Source organism: Janthinobacterium sp. P210005, assembly GCF_036231865.1.
Lineage (GTDB): Bacteria > Pseudomonadota > Gammaproteobacteria > Burkholderiales > Burkholderiaceae_D > Janthinobacterium > Janthinobacterium kumbetense.
Genome location: NZ_JAZARC010000001.1, coordinates 1999853 through 2014524, shown reverse-complemented (window position 1 = coordinate 2014524; position 14672 = coordinate 1999853). Strand labels below are relative to the sequence as shown.

The following is a 14672-nucleotide window of genomic DNA, read 5'->3' as shown; positions in this document are numbered from 1 at the left end:
CCTAGGGGAAGGGCGTGCCGCCGATGGTGGGCAAGCCCGACAGGATGCCGTGAAAGCCGGCCAGGGCCGGGCCGATGCGGATGCCCTGCGGGCTGATCTCGAAGCGGCGGATGCTGCGCTCGTGCGCGCTGCCGCGTTTCTTGAAGACGGAAATGGCTTGCCGCACCTCGCCTTCCGTTTCGTAATAGCGCAGCATGATGACGCCGTCGGCCAGGTAGCTGGCATCGGCCGAGGTCGTCATCGAGGTGCCCAGCATGTTTTGCTGCACGCCGACGAGCAGGGTGGCCACGCCCCGCTGGCCCAGGTAATTGAGCAGTTCATGCAGATAGGTGCTCTGGAAGCGCTCGTCGGGCACGGCATGCATGTAGCCGTTCAGGCTATCGATGACGATGACCTGGGCGCCCCGTTCTGCCGCGTCGACCACGGCCTGGGCGAATTCTCCCGGTGTAAGCTCGGCCGGATCGACTTGCTGCACACTCAACAGGCCGGAATCGAGCGCCGGCTGCAGGCGCATGCCCACGTTGTCGGCCCGGTTCAGCAGCTTGCTGCGCGCTTCTTCGAACAGGAACATGGCGCACGGTTCGCCGCGCGTTATGGCCGCGTGCACGAATTGCGCCGCCAGGGTGGACTTGCCGCTGCCGGCCGGGCCGGAAATGAGCGTGCTCATGCCTTCTTCCAGGCCGCCCCCTGTCATGGTGTCGAGTTCGGGCACGCCGCTCGACAGGCGCCGATGGTCGCCGTCGCGGCGCGTGTCGGCCGCCACCAGGCGGGGAAAGACGACCAGACCGTCATGGGCAATCTTGTAGTCGTGCGTGCCGCTGCGAAACGGCACACCCCGGTATTTCACCACCCGCACGCGGCGCCGGTCATTGCCGTAGGCCTGGTTTTGCAGCTCCAGCGAAATCACGCAGTGGGCCACGCTACGCACTTGCAAGCCGTCGTCCAGCGCGGAACGGTCATCGATCAGCAGGGTGGTGCAGTGCCGGCTGGCCAGGTATTGTTTCAACGCGACGACCTGGCGCCGGTAGCGCAGGGGGTTTTCCGCCAGCAACTGCAGTTCGGACAGCGAATCGAGCACGAGGCGGACAGGGCGGTGCTTTTCGATGGCGGCGAGGATGCGCTGGTTGGTCGAGGCCAGTTCGATTTCCGACGGGTGGAAGATGGTGTACTGGCGCTCGGGGTCGAGGATGTCGTCGCCGGGCGCCACTTCTTCGATGGCGATGCCGGCCAGGTCCCAGCCATGCGACAGGGCCGCACCGCGCAACTCGATCGCGGATTCCGCCAGGGCGATATACAGCACGGGCACGCCGCTGCGCGCGCCTTCGGCCAGGAATTGCAGCGCCAGGGTGGTCTTGCCCGTGCCGGGGGCGCCTTCGACCAGGTACAGGCGGTCGGCCAGCAAGCCGCCCGTGAGTATGGTGTCGAGGCCGGCAACGCCCGTCGACAGCAGCGGCGGCGCGTCCGGGCCGTTCGCGCCATCGTGCTGCCCTGTATGTCGCGCCTGTGCCGTCATCGTTGCGCCCCCGCTTTGCCACGCCGTGATCACTATACTAGCGCGTCCGGCGCGGCATGTCTTTTCGATACCATTGGTAAATATTCATCGTGGCCGGGCGGGGGCGCGCAAGGCAGTGTTGCGTACGCGATCACGGTCTCAGCAAAAAACGCATTACCCTGCTACAGTAATCATTCAATCCAACTTTCCCGCTTTGCCGTTTTGCCGCCGCCCGCCCGCTTCCCGTTCGAATTGGCGGGCGTGCCGACGCTGTTGCTGCCTTCATTTTATTGCCTCATTGATAATTCAATTCGCTTGATAGTTACTATGTTTCAATTGTAACGATGCTTGACGATTTTAGAATGATCGTTCATTCTTTGATCTGCGTTAATAAATTTAGTCATTTCTAACGACACTAGCCAGCTTCTTTTTCAGAAAGTCCAAGATGCAACCAACATTTTCCTTGACGTCGCCGCGTACGAGCGGCGCTATTGCCGTTCTGTGCGCCACTGTAATCATGGCCGGCTGCAGTAAAAAACAGGAAGCACCTCACGCGCAGCAAGCGCCACAGGTGGTCGTGTTTACTGTTAATCCGGCCGCGTTGCCGATGAGCGCCGAATTGCCCGGCCGTACGAATGCCTACCAGGTCGCCGATGTGCGCCCGCAAGTCGGCGGCTTGATCCAGAAGCGCCTGTTCGTCGAAGGCAGCGATGTGAAAGCGGGCACGGCCCTGTATCAGATCGATCCCGCCACCTACCAGGCTGCCTATAATTCGGCCAAGGCCGCGCTGTCGAAAGCCAAGGCCAACCTGCTGACGGCCGGTCCGAAAGCCTCGCGCTACAAGGAACTGGTCGCCATCGAAGGCGTGAGCCGCCAGGAATACGACGATGCCGTCGCTGCGTTCGAGCAAGCCAAGGCAGACGTCGAGTCCGCCACTGCGGCGCTGGAAACGGCGAACATCAACCTGAAATACAGCACCGTGACGGCGCCGATCAGCGGCCGCACCAGCCGCTCGACCGTGACGGCCGGCGCGCTGGTCACGGCAGGCCAGGCCGACGCGCTGACCACCGTGCAGCAACTCGATCCCATCTATGTCGACGTGACCCAGTCGAGCACGGATCTGCTGCGCCTGAAGCGCCAGATGGCCGACGGCTCGCTGAAAAAAGTGGGCGAAGGCCAGGCCAAGGTCGACCTGATCTTGCCGGATGGCAGCAAGTACAGCGAACCGGGCAAGCTGCAGTTCGCTGGCGTGACGGTCGATCCGACCACCGGCAACGTGATCTTGCGCGCGCTGTTCCCGAACCCGAAAGGCGAATTGCTGCCAGGCATGTACGTACGTGCCCAGCTGGAAACGGGCGTCGATGAAAAAGCCATCACCGTGCCGCAAGTGGGCGTGACGCGCAACCAGAAGGGCCAGGCAACCGCCTTGATCCTGAACAAGGAAAACAAGGTCGAGCAACGCGTGCTGACCACCAGCGGCACCGTCGGCACCAACTGGCTGGTGACGTCCGGCTTGGCCGCAGGCGATCGCGTGATCGTGGAAGGCTTGCAAAAAGTCAAGCCAGGCGCACCAGCCGTTGCCGTACCGGCCAAGGCCGCTGATGCGCCTGCCGCTGCCGCCTCTGCCGCAGCATCGGCTGCCAGCGCCCACTAATTCAGGAGAATATTAATGGCCCGTTTTTTCATTGACCGCCCGATTTTTGCCTGGGTGGTCGCGATCGTCATCATGCTTGCCGGCGTGATTTCGATCCTCAGCCTGCCGATCGCGCAGTACCCGAGCATTGCTCCGCCGTCGATTTCGATCAGCGGCTCCTATCCTGGCGCCTCCGCCAAGACCGTGGAAGACGCCGTTACCCAGGTCATCGAACAAAAGATGAAGGGTATCGACGGCTTGCGCTACATGGCCTCGTCGAGCGATGCCACTGGCGGCATCAGCATCACGCTGACGTTTACCAGCGGCACCAATCCCGACATCGCCCAGGTGCAGGTACAGAACAAGCTGCAGCTGGCCACGCCACTGCTGCCGACGGCTGTCACGCAGCAAGGCTTGGTCGTGTCGAAAGCGACGAAGAACTTCCTGATGGTGTTCGGCTTCATTTCCGAAAACGGCAAGATGGACCAGACCGACTTGAGCGACTATGTGGCCGCCAACGTCGTCGATCCGCTGAGCCGCGTGCCCGGCGTGGGCGACGTGACACTGTTCGGTTCGCAGTACGCCATGCGTATCTGGCTCAATCCGGCCAAGCTGCAAAGCTTTAACCTGACCCCGGCGGACGTGATCACGGCCGTGCAGGCGCAGAATGCGGAAGTGTCGGCCGGTGAGCTGGGCGGCACGCCGTCCATCAAGGGCCAGCAGCTGAACGCGACCGTGTCGGCGCAAAGCCGTCTGCAAACGGTGGAGCAGTTCGGCGCCATCCTGCTGAAAACCACGACCAACGGTGCCATGGTGTACCTGAAGGACGTGGCCAGCATGGAACTGGGCCGCGAGAACTACAATACCGTGGCCCGCTACAACGGCCATGCGGCAACGGGCGTGGCGATCAAGCTGGCGACGGGCGCCAACGCGCTCGATACGGCCAATGCGGCGAAAGCCATGCTGGGCAACCTGAGCAAGCAATTCCCTGAAGGCATGAGCTATCAGGTGGCGTTCGACACGACCCCGTTCGTGAAACTGTCCATCGAAGAAGTGGTCAAAACCCTGGTCGAAGCGGTCATCCTGGTGTTCCTGGTGATGTATCTGTTCCTGCAGAACTTCCGCGCCACCCTGATCCCGACCATGGCCGTGCCGGTCGTGCTGCTGGGTACCTTCGGTATCCTGAACGCGTTTGGCTATTCGATCAATACGCTGACCATGTTCGCCATGGTGCTGGCCATCGGTTTGCTGGTCGACGATGCCATCGTGGTGGTGGAAAACGTCGAGCGCGTGATGAGCGAAGAGGGCTTGTCGCCGCTGGAAGCGACGCGCAAGTCCATGACGCAGATCACGGGCGCGCTGGTCGGTATCGCCATGGTGCTGTCGGCCGTGTTCGTGCCGATGGCCTTCTTCGGCGGTTCGACGGGCGTGATTTACCGCCAGTTCTCGATCACGATCGTCTCGTCGATGGTGCTGTCCGTCGTCGTCGCGCTGGTGTTTACGCCAGCCTTGTGCGCCACCTTGCTGAAACCGGTCGAAAAAGGCCATCATGCGACGAACAAGGGCTTCTTCGGCTGGTTCAACCGCAGCTTCGATAGCAGCAGCAACAAGTACCAGGGCCTGGTCGGCAGCATGATCCGCCACCGCGCCCGTTCGATGCTGTTGTATGTGCTGTTGCTGGCCGGCCTGGTGTTCATCTTCATGCGCCTGCCGACCTCCTTCCTGCCGGAAGAAGACCAGGGCATCCTGTTTACGCAGATTCAATTGCCGACGGGCGCAACGCAAGAGCGCACCCTGAAAGTGATCGAACAGGTCGAAGACCACTTCATGAACAGCGAGAAAGATAACGTCGCTTCCGTGTTTGCCGTCGCCGGTTTCAGCTTCGGCGGTAACGGCCAGAATACGGGTATCGCCTTCGTGCGCCTGAAAGACTGGTCGCTGCGCAAGGACGTGGCGCAAAAAGCGCCGGCCGTGGCCGGTCGCGCCATGGGCAAGTTGTTGCAGATCAAGGATGCGATGGTGTTTACGTTTGCACCGCCTGCCGTGCTGGAGCTGGGTAACGCCACCGGTTTCGACATGCAGCTGCAGGATATCGGCGGTGTCGGCCATGACGCCCTGATGGCGGCGCGTAACCAGTTGCTGGGCATGGCGTCGCAAAATCCGGCCATGGTGGGCGTGCGTCCGAACGGCCAGGAAGATACACCGCAGTACAAGATCGACATCGACCAGCAGAAAGCCACCGCGCTGGGCTTGCAGATTTCGGAAATCAACCGCGTGCTGAGCGTCGGCTGGGGTAGTTCGTATGTGAACGACTTCCTCGACCGTGGCCGCGTGAAGAAAGTGTTCATCCAGGGTGACGCCAGTTCGCGCATGCTGCCGGAAGACTTGAACAAGTGGTTCGTGCGCAATACCGCTGGCCAGATGGTGCCGTTCTCGGCCTTCGCTACCGGCAAGTGGATTTACGCGTCGCCACGCCTGGAACGCTACAACGGCTTGCCGTCGGTAGAGATCCTGGGTACGCCGGCGCCGGGCCAAAGCACGGGCGCCGCCATGAACGCGATGGAAGAGATGGTGGCCAAGTTGCCGCCTGGCATCGGCTTCAGCTGGACCGGCGTATCGCTGGAAGAGCGCGAATCCGGTTCGCAGACGCCGCAGCTGTACGCGCTGTCGCTGCTGATCGTGTTCCTGTGCCTGGCCGCGCTGTATGAAAGCTGGTCGATTCCGTTCTCCGTGCTGCTGGTGGTACCGCTGGGCGTGATCGGCGCCGTGCTGGGCACCTGGTTCTTCGGCCTGTCGAACGACGTGTACTTCCAGGTGGGCTTGCTCACGGTGGTGGGCCTGTCGGCGAAGAATGCGATTCTGATCGTCGAATTCGCCAAGGAAATGCAGGAATCGGGCATGTCGCTGCTGGACGCGACCTTGCACGCGGTGCGTCTGCGCCTGCGTCCGATTCTGATGACCTCGATTGCCTTCGGCCTGGGCGTGTTGCCACTGGCTATTTCCAGCGGTGCCGGTTCCGGCAGCCAGAACGCCATCGGTATCGGCGTGCTGGGCGGTATGTTGACGGCCACGTTCCTCGGTATCTTCTTCGTGCCGGTGTTCTTTGTGCTGGTGCGCGGCTTCTTCTCGAAGCCGGACGCGCCCGCCACGCCGGCGACGCCTGGCTCGCCAGCCGTCACGCTTTCTAAGGATGCGCATTAATATGAAAAAAACGCTACTCTCCATGGCGGCACTGGCCTTGCTGGCCGGTTGCAGCCTGGCTCCCACGTATGAGCGTCCGGCAGCGCCGGCGCCCACGGCGTGGCCGACGGGCCCTTCCTACAAGGCCGACACGGCCGCCGCCGACGCCAAGCCGGTGGCGGACGTCGCCTGGCGCGAGTTCTTTGCCGATGCGCGCCTGCGCCAGGTACTGGAACTGGCGCTGGCCAACAACCGCGACCTGCGCGTCTCGATCCTCAACATCGAGAAGGCGCGCGCCACCTACGGCATCGAACGCGCCGCGCTGATCCCGACCCTGTCGGCGTCCGGCGGCCAGACGGCCAGCCGCGTGCCGAAGAACGCCAGCGCCAACGGCGAAGCGTCCATCAACCGCCAGTACACGGCGAACCTGGGCGTGTCGGCGTACGAGCTGGACTTCTTCGGCCGCGTGCGCAGCCTGTCCGACAGTGCGCTGGAGCAATACCTGGGCACGGAAGAAGCCCGCCGCGCACAGCAGATCAGCCTGGTGGCCGAAGTGGCCAGCACCTATCTGAACCTGGTGGCCGACCAGCAGCGCCTGCGCGTGGCGCAGGACACCCTGAAGAGCCAGCAGTCGTCGTATGACCTGGCCGTGCGCCGCTTCAGTGCCGGTGCGACTTCCGGCCTGGACAAGTACGATGCCCAGACCAGCGTCGAGTCGGCCCGTTCCGACGTGGCTGTCTACACGAGCCAGGTTGCGCTGGATCAAAACGCGCTCGTCCTGCTGGTGGGCGGCCCCGTGCCGGCCGACCTGCTGCCGCAAGGCGAGTTCGGCGCCGTGACGGCCCTGGCGGACATTCCGTCCGGTGTGCCGTCGGACGTGCTGCAACGCCGTCCCGACGTGCTGGCGGCGGAGCGCACCTTGCGCGCTGCCAACGCCAACATCGGCGCGGCGCGCGCGGCGTTCTTCCCGCGCATTTCGCTGACGGCCACGGCCGGTTCGCTGAGCGACAACCTGTCGGGCCTGTTCAAGGCGGGCAGTGGCACGTGGAGTTTCATTCCGCAGATCAGCTTGCCGATCTTCGATGGCGGCGTGAACCGCGCCAACCTCGATATCGCCAAGGTGCAGCGTGAAATTTCCGTGGCGCAATACGAAAAGGCGATCCAGGTCGCCTTCCGCGAAGTGTCCGATGCGCTGGCCCAGCGCGGCACCATCGACGAGCGCCTGCAATCGCAGGTCTCGCTGGTCGAGGCGTCGACAAAGAGCTACACCATCCACGACGCGCGCTACAAGCAGGGCGCCGAGTCCTACCTGAACGCCCTGGTGGCCCAGCGCGCGCTGTACACGGCGCAGCAGAGCCTGATCACGGCGCGCCTGGCCAAATCGACCAACCTGGTGACCTTGTACAAGGTGCTGGGCGGCGGTTGGCAGCCTGAGCAGACAGCCGTCGCGGCGGCTGGCGGCGCCCAATAATCACGGGGACGCCGACGCCGGCCTTGCCCGCAAGGGCAGGGCCGGCGCGCTACTGGAAAATCATGAACCAAGTTGAAAAGAAGCATCCGGACCCCGAGCGCGCCAACACGCGGCGCAAGCAGGTGCTCGATGCGGCCGAAAGCTGTTTCAGCCGCCGTGGCTTCCACGGCGCCAGCATGGCCGAGATCTCGAAAGCGGCCGGCATGAGCGCGGGCCACATCTATAATTATTTTGACAGCAAGGATGCGATCATCGCCGCCTTCGTCATGCAGAATACGGAGCGGGTGTCGAACCTGATGCAGGACCTGGCGCAGCGCGAAGACCCGCTGCAGGCCGTGATCGACAATGCGGGCGAGCATGTGCTTGAAGCGCTGGACCCGAAAACGTGGATGATGCCGCTGGAAATTTTTGCGGAAGCCTCGCGCAATCCGGTGATCGCGGAAATGCTGCAATGCTCGGACCAGCGTTCGCGCCAGTTGTTTCTCTCCATCATCCGCGATGCGCGCATCAAGCGCGGCTTGCCGGCAGATGAAGAGATGCTGGAAGGCCGCCTGAATGCCCTCGTCGCCATTTACCAGGGCTTGCCCGTGCGCCTCATTCACAATCCGGACGTGAAAGTCGAGCCGTTGATCGCTGGCTTCCGCATCGTCCTGACGGCGCTGCTGCTGAACGAATAGGCCGCTTGCCAGGGCCATGCAAAAAAGTTTGCGCAGTTCGATATGAATCATGCGCAAAGCATGGCAAAAACCTAAAAGCCTCTGCTATAATTCCCACCTCGTCGGGGCGTAGCGCAGCCTGGTAGCGTACATGCATGGGGTGCATGGGGTCGGAAGTTCGAATCTTCTCGCCCCGACCATTAGATTCAAGGAGTTACAGCGCAAGCTGTATAGAAACCCAGTACTGTATATTATACGTTTGTATAATATCGGTGCTGGGTTTTTCCGTTTACATCACGTATGATTTTCGTTGCCGTATGCCGATGTCCGCTATCGGCCTATTGTGTTGAAAAACGCAGGTACGTTGACATTCAGATAGAAATTTTACCCGCCTAGACTGGCCGGAACCGCCGCTATTGAACGCGTGCCGACTGCTTGGATGTCTGAGACATCCCGAACTTGTTGCCGCTCGACTTCTTCAACACAATTGGCCAAGAGCGGACGGATGAAGGACAATGAAACCGCGTCGAGTAGAGATAGGCATGGTAAAAATAAACACAACAGGAACGATCATAAATTCTGAGCACCCAACTCATCAGGTTCGAGTTGAGTATGATCCGGAAAAAACAGGAGGCTATTTCATCTTTGAATGGTGGGGTGGTCGTGGTGGTCCAAATCCCAATAGTGCTTTTGATTCATGGGTGGAGACTTTGAGTGACGTGTCTCAGTTTATTGCCGAGACTGGATGGGAAATCCGTTGGCAATAAATATAAGGCTGAAACCGGCCAGGAGCAGTCATAGAGTTAGATCGACCTCATGAGAAAAGCACGTGATTTTACGGCTAGGCCCGCTACTCACCACCGTGGCGCTGCCATTGACGGTGGTGTTGACCTGATCCGGCAAGAGCAGCAATTTGCGTGCTTCGCCGGTTTTCCTGCGGGACTCTTCAGTGGCTGAGATGGAAATGCCGATGTGGCCTGTGTATGCCTGGAAGTCCTTGACGACGTTTTCGTAGCACAGCGCGAGTTCCTTGCTGACCGGTACGTAGTGCATCGCCGCTAGCATGGGCGCTTCCATGGCCCGTATCCAGCAGAGCACCTCGTGGCTGTCGCTGATCTACTTCCGCCGCGTGTGAAAAAATGAACACGGAACCTGACCGCGGGCCTGAATGTGTTAGTTGCGCTATAGTAATAAAATGTATTTCAGACTGATTTTTGTAATTTATTAAATTTCAATTTCAATTTCAATTTCAATTTCGATTGTATGCATTATTTCTTGAAAATAGTGGGATTTTATTTTGTTTGGAGCTGATATGAAAAATAAAGGTATTAAAAGGGGGGGCTTGATAACGTTTTGTGGTTTTTTAATTGCTGGATCAATGGTGCTGATGAGTTTTGAATCGAGAAATTATTTTTTTGATTTATTTGCAAAGCTTGGTTTTGTGGTATTTTTTTTCGGAATGATTGTTTCTATCTACGACTTCCTCAAAAGTAAGTAACTTATGGCTGTGTCGATGAAATGGAACCTTATGGTTGATGCGCGAAATTGCGCCATATCATCAGATAAAGTTATGTTGTTGATAGTGGAGGCGATTTTCGAGCTACGCTAGACTACTGATATGGAATGAATATTCTGACGACTTGAAAACTGGAGTCTGCCAGTCATTTCAAGGAGCGATGAGCCACTGGCATCATCCGGCGGTGAGCATGGGATGGGAAGCTGCGAGAAAAAACGGGGGCGAAAATGTATGATTTTTGCAGAAAAAACACCGCGACATGAGGGCTTGAATACCTGTTGGAAAGTACTGTATATTATATGCCCCACTCTCTATATAGCGTCCATGCGGGTTACGGCTTGGTGTCGTCGTGTAGGGTGCATGGGGTCGGAAGTTCGAATCTTCTCGCCCCGACCATTGGATTCAAGGACTTAGGCCACTCTTCGGAGTGGCCTTTTTCTTTTTGCGCGACGTGACCAAGACGGCATGCATCATCCGCTGTGCCTTTCATCCTCCGTTTCCACCCTCCTGTTCCCCGATTTTCGTCCCTTGTCGCGTAGTCAACCTGGCAATACGGCTTTGGCCTATGATGTGCTGGCACATGCACGTGTGAAGTTTCCCTTCATTCATCAACCATGAGGTGTCCATGATTCGCTATGTCCTGCCTGTCCTGTTGTTCGCCAGCGCACTGCCGGCGCACGCCCAAGCTCCTGTCAATGACACGCCGCTGATCGAGCGGGCCAAGCTGTTTGGCAATCCCAGCAAGTCCGGCGGGCGCATCAGCCCGGATGGCAAGTGGCTGTCGTGGATTGCGCCGCGCGACGGCGTGCTCAATGTGTGGGTGGCGCCGGCCAGCAATCCGGCGCAGGCGCGCCCGCTGACGGAAGAAAAGGTGCGTCCCATCCGCAGCAGCTTCTGGTCGCCCGATTCGAACACCCTGCTGTTCATCCAGGACAAGGGCGGCGATGAAAACTTCCTGCTGTACGGCGTGAATGTCGTGAGCGGCAAGCAGGTCAGTTACACGCCGTTCGAGAAGACCCGCGTGCGCGTGATCCAGATCAGCAGCAAGGTGAAGGACCGCATTTTGATCGGCATCAATAACCGCGATGCGCGCTGGCACGACGTGTACAGCCTGGACCTGGCCAGCGGCAAGCTGACCCTGGTGCTGCAGAACGATGGCTATGGCGGCTATGTGGCCGATGAGCTGCTCAACGTGCGCATCGCCAGCAAGGCGCGCGCCGATGGCGGCATGCAGTACTTCCGCATCACGGACGGCAAGGCCGAGAGCACGCCGCTGGCCGAGGTCGGCCTGGAAGATGCGCAGACGACGTCGCCGCTGGGCTTTACGGTCGACGGCAAGACCTTGTACTGGACCGATTCGCGTGGCCGCAATACTTCGGCGCTGCTGGCGCAGGACGTGGCCAGCGGCAAGACCACGGTGGTGGCGCAAGACCCGCGCGCCGACATTTCCGACGCCCTGTACGACACGCGCACTGGCAAGGTGCAGGCGTATTCCGTCGACTATCTGCAGCACGAATACCTGCCGCTGACGGATGACCTGAAGGCCGACCTGGCCTTCCTGAAGAAGCATGCCAAGGGCCAGTTCAACGTGACGTCGCGCACGGACGCCGATGACAAATGGCTGGTGGGCGTCGATGCCGTCACGGCGCCGGCATCGAGCTGGTTGTACGAGCGCAAGAGCAAAAAGCTCACGCAGCTGTACGTGACGCGGCCCGAGCTGGAAGGCGCGCCATTGGTGCCCATGTATCCGCAGCAAATCAAGGCGCGCGACGGCCTGACCCTGGTGTCCTATCTGACCTTGCCTCAGGCATCGAAGGCGGGTGCCGGCGGCGTGCCGTCGCAGGCGGTGCCGATGGTCCTGCTGGTGCATGGCGGCCCGTGGGCGCGCGATACCTATGGCTATAACAGCTACCATCAATGGCTGGCCAACCGCGGCTATGCGGTGTTGTCCGTGAATTACCGGGGCTCGACGGGCTTCGGCAAGCAATTCATCTCGGCCGGCGACCTGCAGTGGGGCCGCAAGATGCATGACGACTTGCTCGACGCCGTGCAATGGGCGGTGAATAGCGGCGTGACGACGGCCGACAAGGTGGCCATCATGGGCGGCTCGTATGGCGGCTACGCCACCCTGGCCGGCATGGCGTTTACGCCGACGACGTTTGCCTGCGGCGTCGACATCGTCGGCCCGTCGAACCTGTTCACCCTGCTGCAAACCATTCCGCCGTACTGGGAAGCGGGCAAGCAGCAGTTCTACAAGCGCATGGGCGACCCGACCACGGAAGAGGGCAAGGCGCTGCTGAAGGAACGCTCGCCGCTGAACTTTGCGCAGAACATCCAGCGTCCGCTGCTGATCGGCCAGGGCGCGAACGACCCGCGCGTCAACGTGGCTGAATCGGACCAGATCGTGGCGGCCATGGCGGCAAAGAATATTCCCGTCACCTACGTGCTGTTCCCCGACGAAGGCCATGGCTTTGCCCGGCCCGTGAACAACATCGCCTTCAATGCGGTGACGGAAAACTTCCTGGGTCAATGCCTGGCGGGCCGCGCCGAGCCGATCGGCGCCACGCTGAAGGCGTCCACCGCGCAGGTCAAGCACGGCGCCGGGTTTGCGCCGGGGCTGGAAGAGGCGATGCGGTAGGCGGAGAAAGCCGCGAGGCAGGCACTGCACAGGCGGCCGGGGCGGATGTCCTTGGCCGCCTGTGTGCCGCCGAGTGCGGTGGTGACGGCGTTCATGTCAAAAACTGTGTAAAAGCGGCAATGCTTCCATTAGAATAAATCATTGCTTCAATTACACAGCCCATGAAATGGAATGCCTGCAATGATGAATGTATTGACCCTGGAACACTTTGCCGCGCGCGTCAACGACACGTTTATCTCGGTCGGCGACGGGAATGCCGCTTTCATCCTGAAGGAGGCGCGCCCGTTGCCGTCGGCCACGCTGGAAGGCCTGTTGCGGGCGCCGTTCAGCTTGTTATTCCATAACAGTTCCCCCATCCTCTTCAGCCAGAAAATCTTTCAGCTGCAGCATGATGCATTTGGCGAGGTGGGTATCTTCCTGGTGCCGGTGGCGCGTGACAACCACGGCTTTCTGTATCAGGCCGTGTTCAACTGAGAATGCCGCTGATGCGGGGCAGGCAGGGCCAGGCGGGGGAGCCCGATGGCGCCGCCTGCCCTGGGCATTCAAGCCTCAATCAAACGCGGGAAACTCGCCCTGCAGGGCGATGCAGAAATTTACCGCCAGCAGGGGCTGGCGATTTTCATGCGCCTGGCCGCCACCCGCGCTGCCGATGGTCAGTGGCGACAAGGTGACGTTCGGCGTTGCCGCGGGCACGAACGCGTTCGTGCCCGTGATGCTGGTCAGGCCATCGCCATTTTGCGGCACGTTGCGCTGCAGGGTGGCATTGGTCTGGCGGCTCAAGGTCAGTTGATGGGTATGGTTGGGAATCTCCGTGAGATTCAGCTGGACGGTATTGCTGCCGAACGTTTCGCCCATCACACGCTGCGTCAAGCCTGGCCCCTGGCCCTGGCTGCAGGGCGCGCGTCCGGTGAAGTTGGGTAACTGGAAGGTGTTGACGCCATCGCCGCCATATTGCGTGCCGATTAATGAAAACAGGGCGCTGAATTGCCTGATCTGCAGGGTGGCGCCATTACAGCTTGCCCACCCGGCAGGGGTGAAATTGAAGCCAAAGACTTGTATTTCGCCAAGATATGGTGATGTCACGGTAGGTTCTCCTGATCGATTTTATGGGCTGCGCTTGCGTGCTGGCTGTTATTGTTGGGATGGGTAAATACCTGCCCATGCGATGCAAAACGAGGCGGTCAGGGTAGGCATGGTGTTGTCATGCGGCAAGCTGCTGCCGGCAGTACCCGTTGCTGCGGGCGCCATGTCATAGGTCGTGAGGCCAGCCAGGCTGCTTGTGTACATCTTGTCGTTATTGACCGGTGCCGCCAGCTGTGCGCTGGTTCCTGGCGTGTTGCTCGTCGCCAGTGTGCTGATCGCACTGAAGACGTGCGTATGCGCAGGCATCTGGGTCGGCAGCAAGGTCACCGTTTCGCTGCCCCCCTTTTGCCCCATGACCCGGGGTGTCAGGCTAGGGCCGGTGCCCTGATGCAAGGGCACTTGGCCGCGCAGGTCGGGTACACCGAATGTATTGACGCCGTCGCCGCCATAGGTGGTGCCCAGCAGGGTATATAGCACCTCGTTATTGGCGATGGACTTCAGGCTGCCGTCGCAGGCAAACCAGCCTTGCGGTATGCGGGGAAAGGAAAACAGGCGGATCTCGCCGACATAAGGTGTAGTCATGACTTTGCTCCGTGGGAAGTGGCTGGCATGTTAGTTGCGCGATGGGAAGACGCCGTTCAGGGCGATATTGAAATTGAGTACCTGGAAGGGCTGCATATTGTTATGCGGCAGGCTGCCGCCTGTCTGGGCCAGGACCAGGTTGTTCAAGGGCACTTGCGGGCCTGCCGTGCCATAGATGGCTTCCGTGCCGCTGCCGCCATACAGGGTGTTGGTCGGATTCTTGGTGGTGCCTGGCGTGGTCAGCGCATTGGCCGCGTGCGTATGCGGTGGAATCTGACTCAGTGTCAAAGTGATAGCTTCCGCGCCGTTACGGGCGCCGACCTGGTAGGGGACGGGTTGCCAGGAAGCGTCCACCGAACTGCCCGAGCCGACAGGGGTGCTGCCTTGTAAGTTTGGCAATGCAAAGTTGGTCGTGCCGTTC

13 protein-coding genes and 1 tRNA gene are annotated in these 14672 nt (G+C 60.5%); 9 read left to right on the top strand and 5 right to left on the bottom strand.

Annotated elements, in window-relative coordinates:
- Nucleotide 1: 1 nt before the first annotated feature.
- Complete coding sequence (locus tag VPH40_RS08935) at nucleotides 2-1513, bottom strand: ATPase domain-containing protein (protein WP_328573232.1); 1512 nt, start codon at nucleotides 1511-1513, stop codon at nucleotides 2-4.
- Nucleotides 1514-1937: 424 nt separating this feature from the next.
- Here VPH40_RS08935 and VPH40_RS08930 point away from each other — a divergent pair, with 424 nt between their 5' ends.
- The 6 genes from VPH40_RS08930 to VPH40_RS08905 all read left to right on the top strand — a co-directional run bounded on the left by VPH40_RS08930 (nucleotide 1938) and on the right by VPH40_RS08905 (nucleotide 9199).
- A complete protein-coding gene (locus VPH40_RS08930; protein ID WP_099667035.1) occupies nucleotides 1938-3146 on the top strand; it encodes an efflux RND transporter periplasmic adaptor subunit in 1209 nt (402 codons plus the stop codon).
- Between the two features lie 15 nt (nucleotides 3147-3161).
- Nucleotides 3162-6326, top strand: a complete 3165-nt coding sequence (locus tag VPH40_RS08925) for an efflux RND transporter permease subunit (RefSeq protein WP_251350464.1) — start codon at nucleotides 3162-3164, stop codon at nucleotides 6324-6326.
- 1 nt (nucleotide 6327) lies between these two features.
- Nucleotides 6328-7776: an AdeC/AdeK/OprM family multidrug efflux complex outer membrane factor gene (adeC, locus tag VPH40_RS08920; RefSeq protein ID WP_328573231.1), complete on the top strand. Its 1449-nt coding sequence runs from the start codon at nucleotides 6328-6330 to the stop codon at nucleotides 7774-7776.
- A 62-nt stretch (nucleotides 7777-7838) separates the two neighbouring features.
- Complete coding sequence (locus VPH40_RS08915) at nucleotides 7839-8453, top strand: TetR/AcrR family transcriptional regulator (RefSeq protein ID WP_070282345.1); 615 nt, start codon at nucleotides 7839-7841, stop codon at nucleotides 8451-8453.
- Between the two features lie 102 nt (nucleotides 8454-8555).
- Nucleotides 8556-8632 (top strand) — tRNA-Pro (locus tag VPH40_RS08910).
- 315 nt (nucleotides 8633-8947) lie between these two features.
- Nucleotides 8948-9199: a hypothetical protein gene (locus tag VPH40_RS08905; protein WP_251350467.1), complete on the top strand. Its 252-nt coding sequence runs from the start codon at nucleotides 8948-8950 to the stop codon at nucleotides 9197-9199.
- A gap of 28 nt (nucleotides 9200-9227) precedes the next feature.
- On the opposite strand, the gene VPH40_RS08900 is transcribed toward VPH40_RS08905, so the two are convergent.
- Nucleotides 9228-9509, bottom strand: coding sequence for a hypothetical protein (locus tag VPH40_RS08900; RefSeq protein ID WP_328573230.1), 282 nt, complete (start codon nucleotides 9507-9509; stop codon nucleotides 9228-9230).
- Nucleotides 9510-9744: 235 nt separating this feature from the next.
- Here VPH40_RS08900 and VPH40_RS08895 point away from each other — a divergent pair, with 235 nt between their 5' ends.
- The 3 genes from VPH40_RS08895 (at nucleotide 9745) to VPH40_RS08885 (ending at nucleotide 13060) form a co-directional block, all read left to right on the top strand.
- On the top strand, nucleotides 9745-9930 hold the full coding sequence (locus VPH40_RS08895; protein WP_328573229.1) for a hypothetical protein: 186 nt from the start codon (nucleotides 9745-9747) through the stop codon (nucleotides 9928-9930).
- A gap of 643 nt (nucleotides 9931-10573) precedes the next feature.
- Nucleotides 10574-12586 (top strand): S9 family peptidase, encoded by a 2013-nt coding sequence (locus VPH40_RS08890; protein ID WP_328573228.1) that lies wholly within the window; start codon nucleotides 10574-10576, stop codon nucleotides 12584-12586.
- 180 nt (nucleotides 12587-12766) lie between these two features.
- Nucleotides 12767-13060: a DUF6916 family protein gene (locus tag VPH40_RS08885; RefSeq protein WP_226941017.1), complete on the top strand. Its 294-nt coding sequence runs from the start codon at nucleotides 12767-12769 to the stop codon at nucleotides 13058-13060.
- A gap of 75 nt (nucleotides 13061-13135) precedes the next feature.
- Here VPH40_RS08885 and VPH40_RS08880 read toward each other — a convergent pair whose 3' ends face one another.
- Genes VPH40_RS08880 through VPH40_RS08870 form a run of 3 tightly spaced genes read right to left on the bottom strand, consistent with a single transcriptional unit; the run spans nucleotide 13136 to nucleotide 14650 of the window.
- Complete coding sequence (locus VPH40_RS08880; protein ID WP_251350470.1) at nucleotides 13136-13669, bottom strand: phage tail protein; 534 nt, start codon at nucleotides 13667-13669, stop codon at nucleotides 13136-13138.
- 48 nt (nucleotides 13670-13717) lie between these two features.
- Entirely contained in the window at nucleotides 13718-14251 is a 534-nt protein-coding gene (locus VPH40_RS08875; protein WP_099667046.1) for a phage tail protein, read from the bottom strand.
- A gap of 30 nt (nucleotides 14252-14281) precedes the next feature.
- Complete coding sequence (locus VPH40_RS08870; RefSeq protein WP_251350534.1) at nucleotides 14282-14650, bottom strand: phage tail protein; 369 nt, start codon at nucleotides 14648-14650, stop codon at nucleotides 14282-14284.
- Nucleotides 14651-14672: the final 22 nt, after the last annotated feature.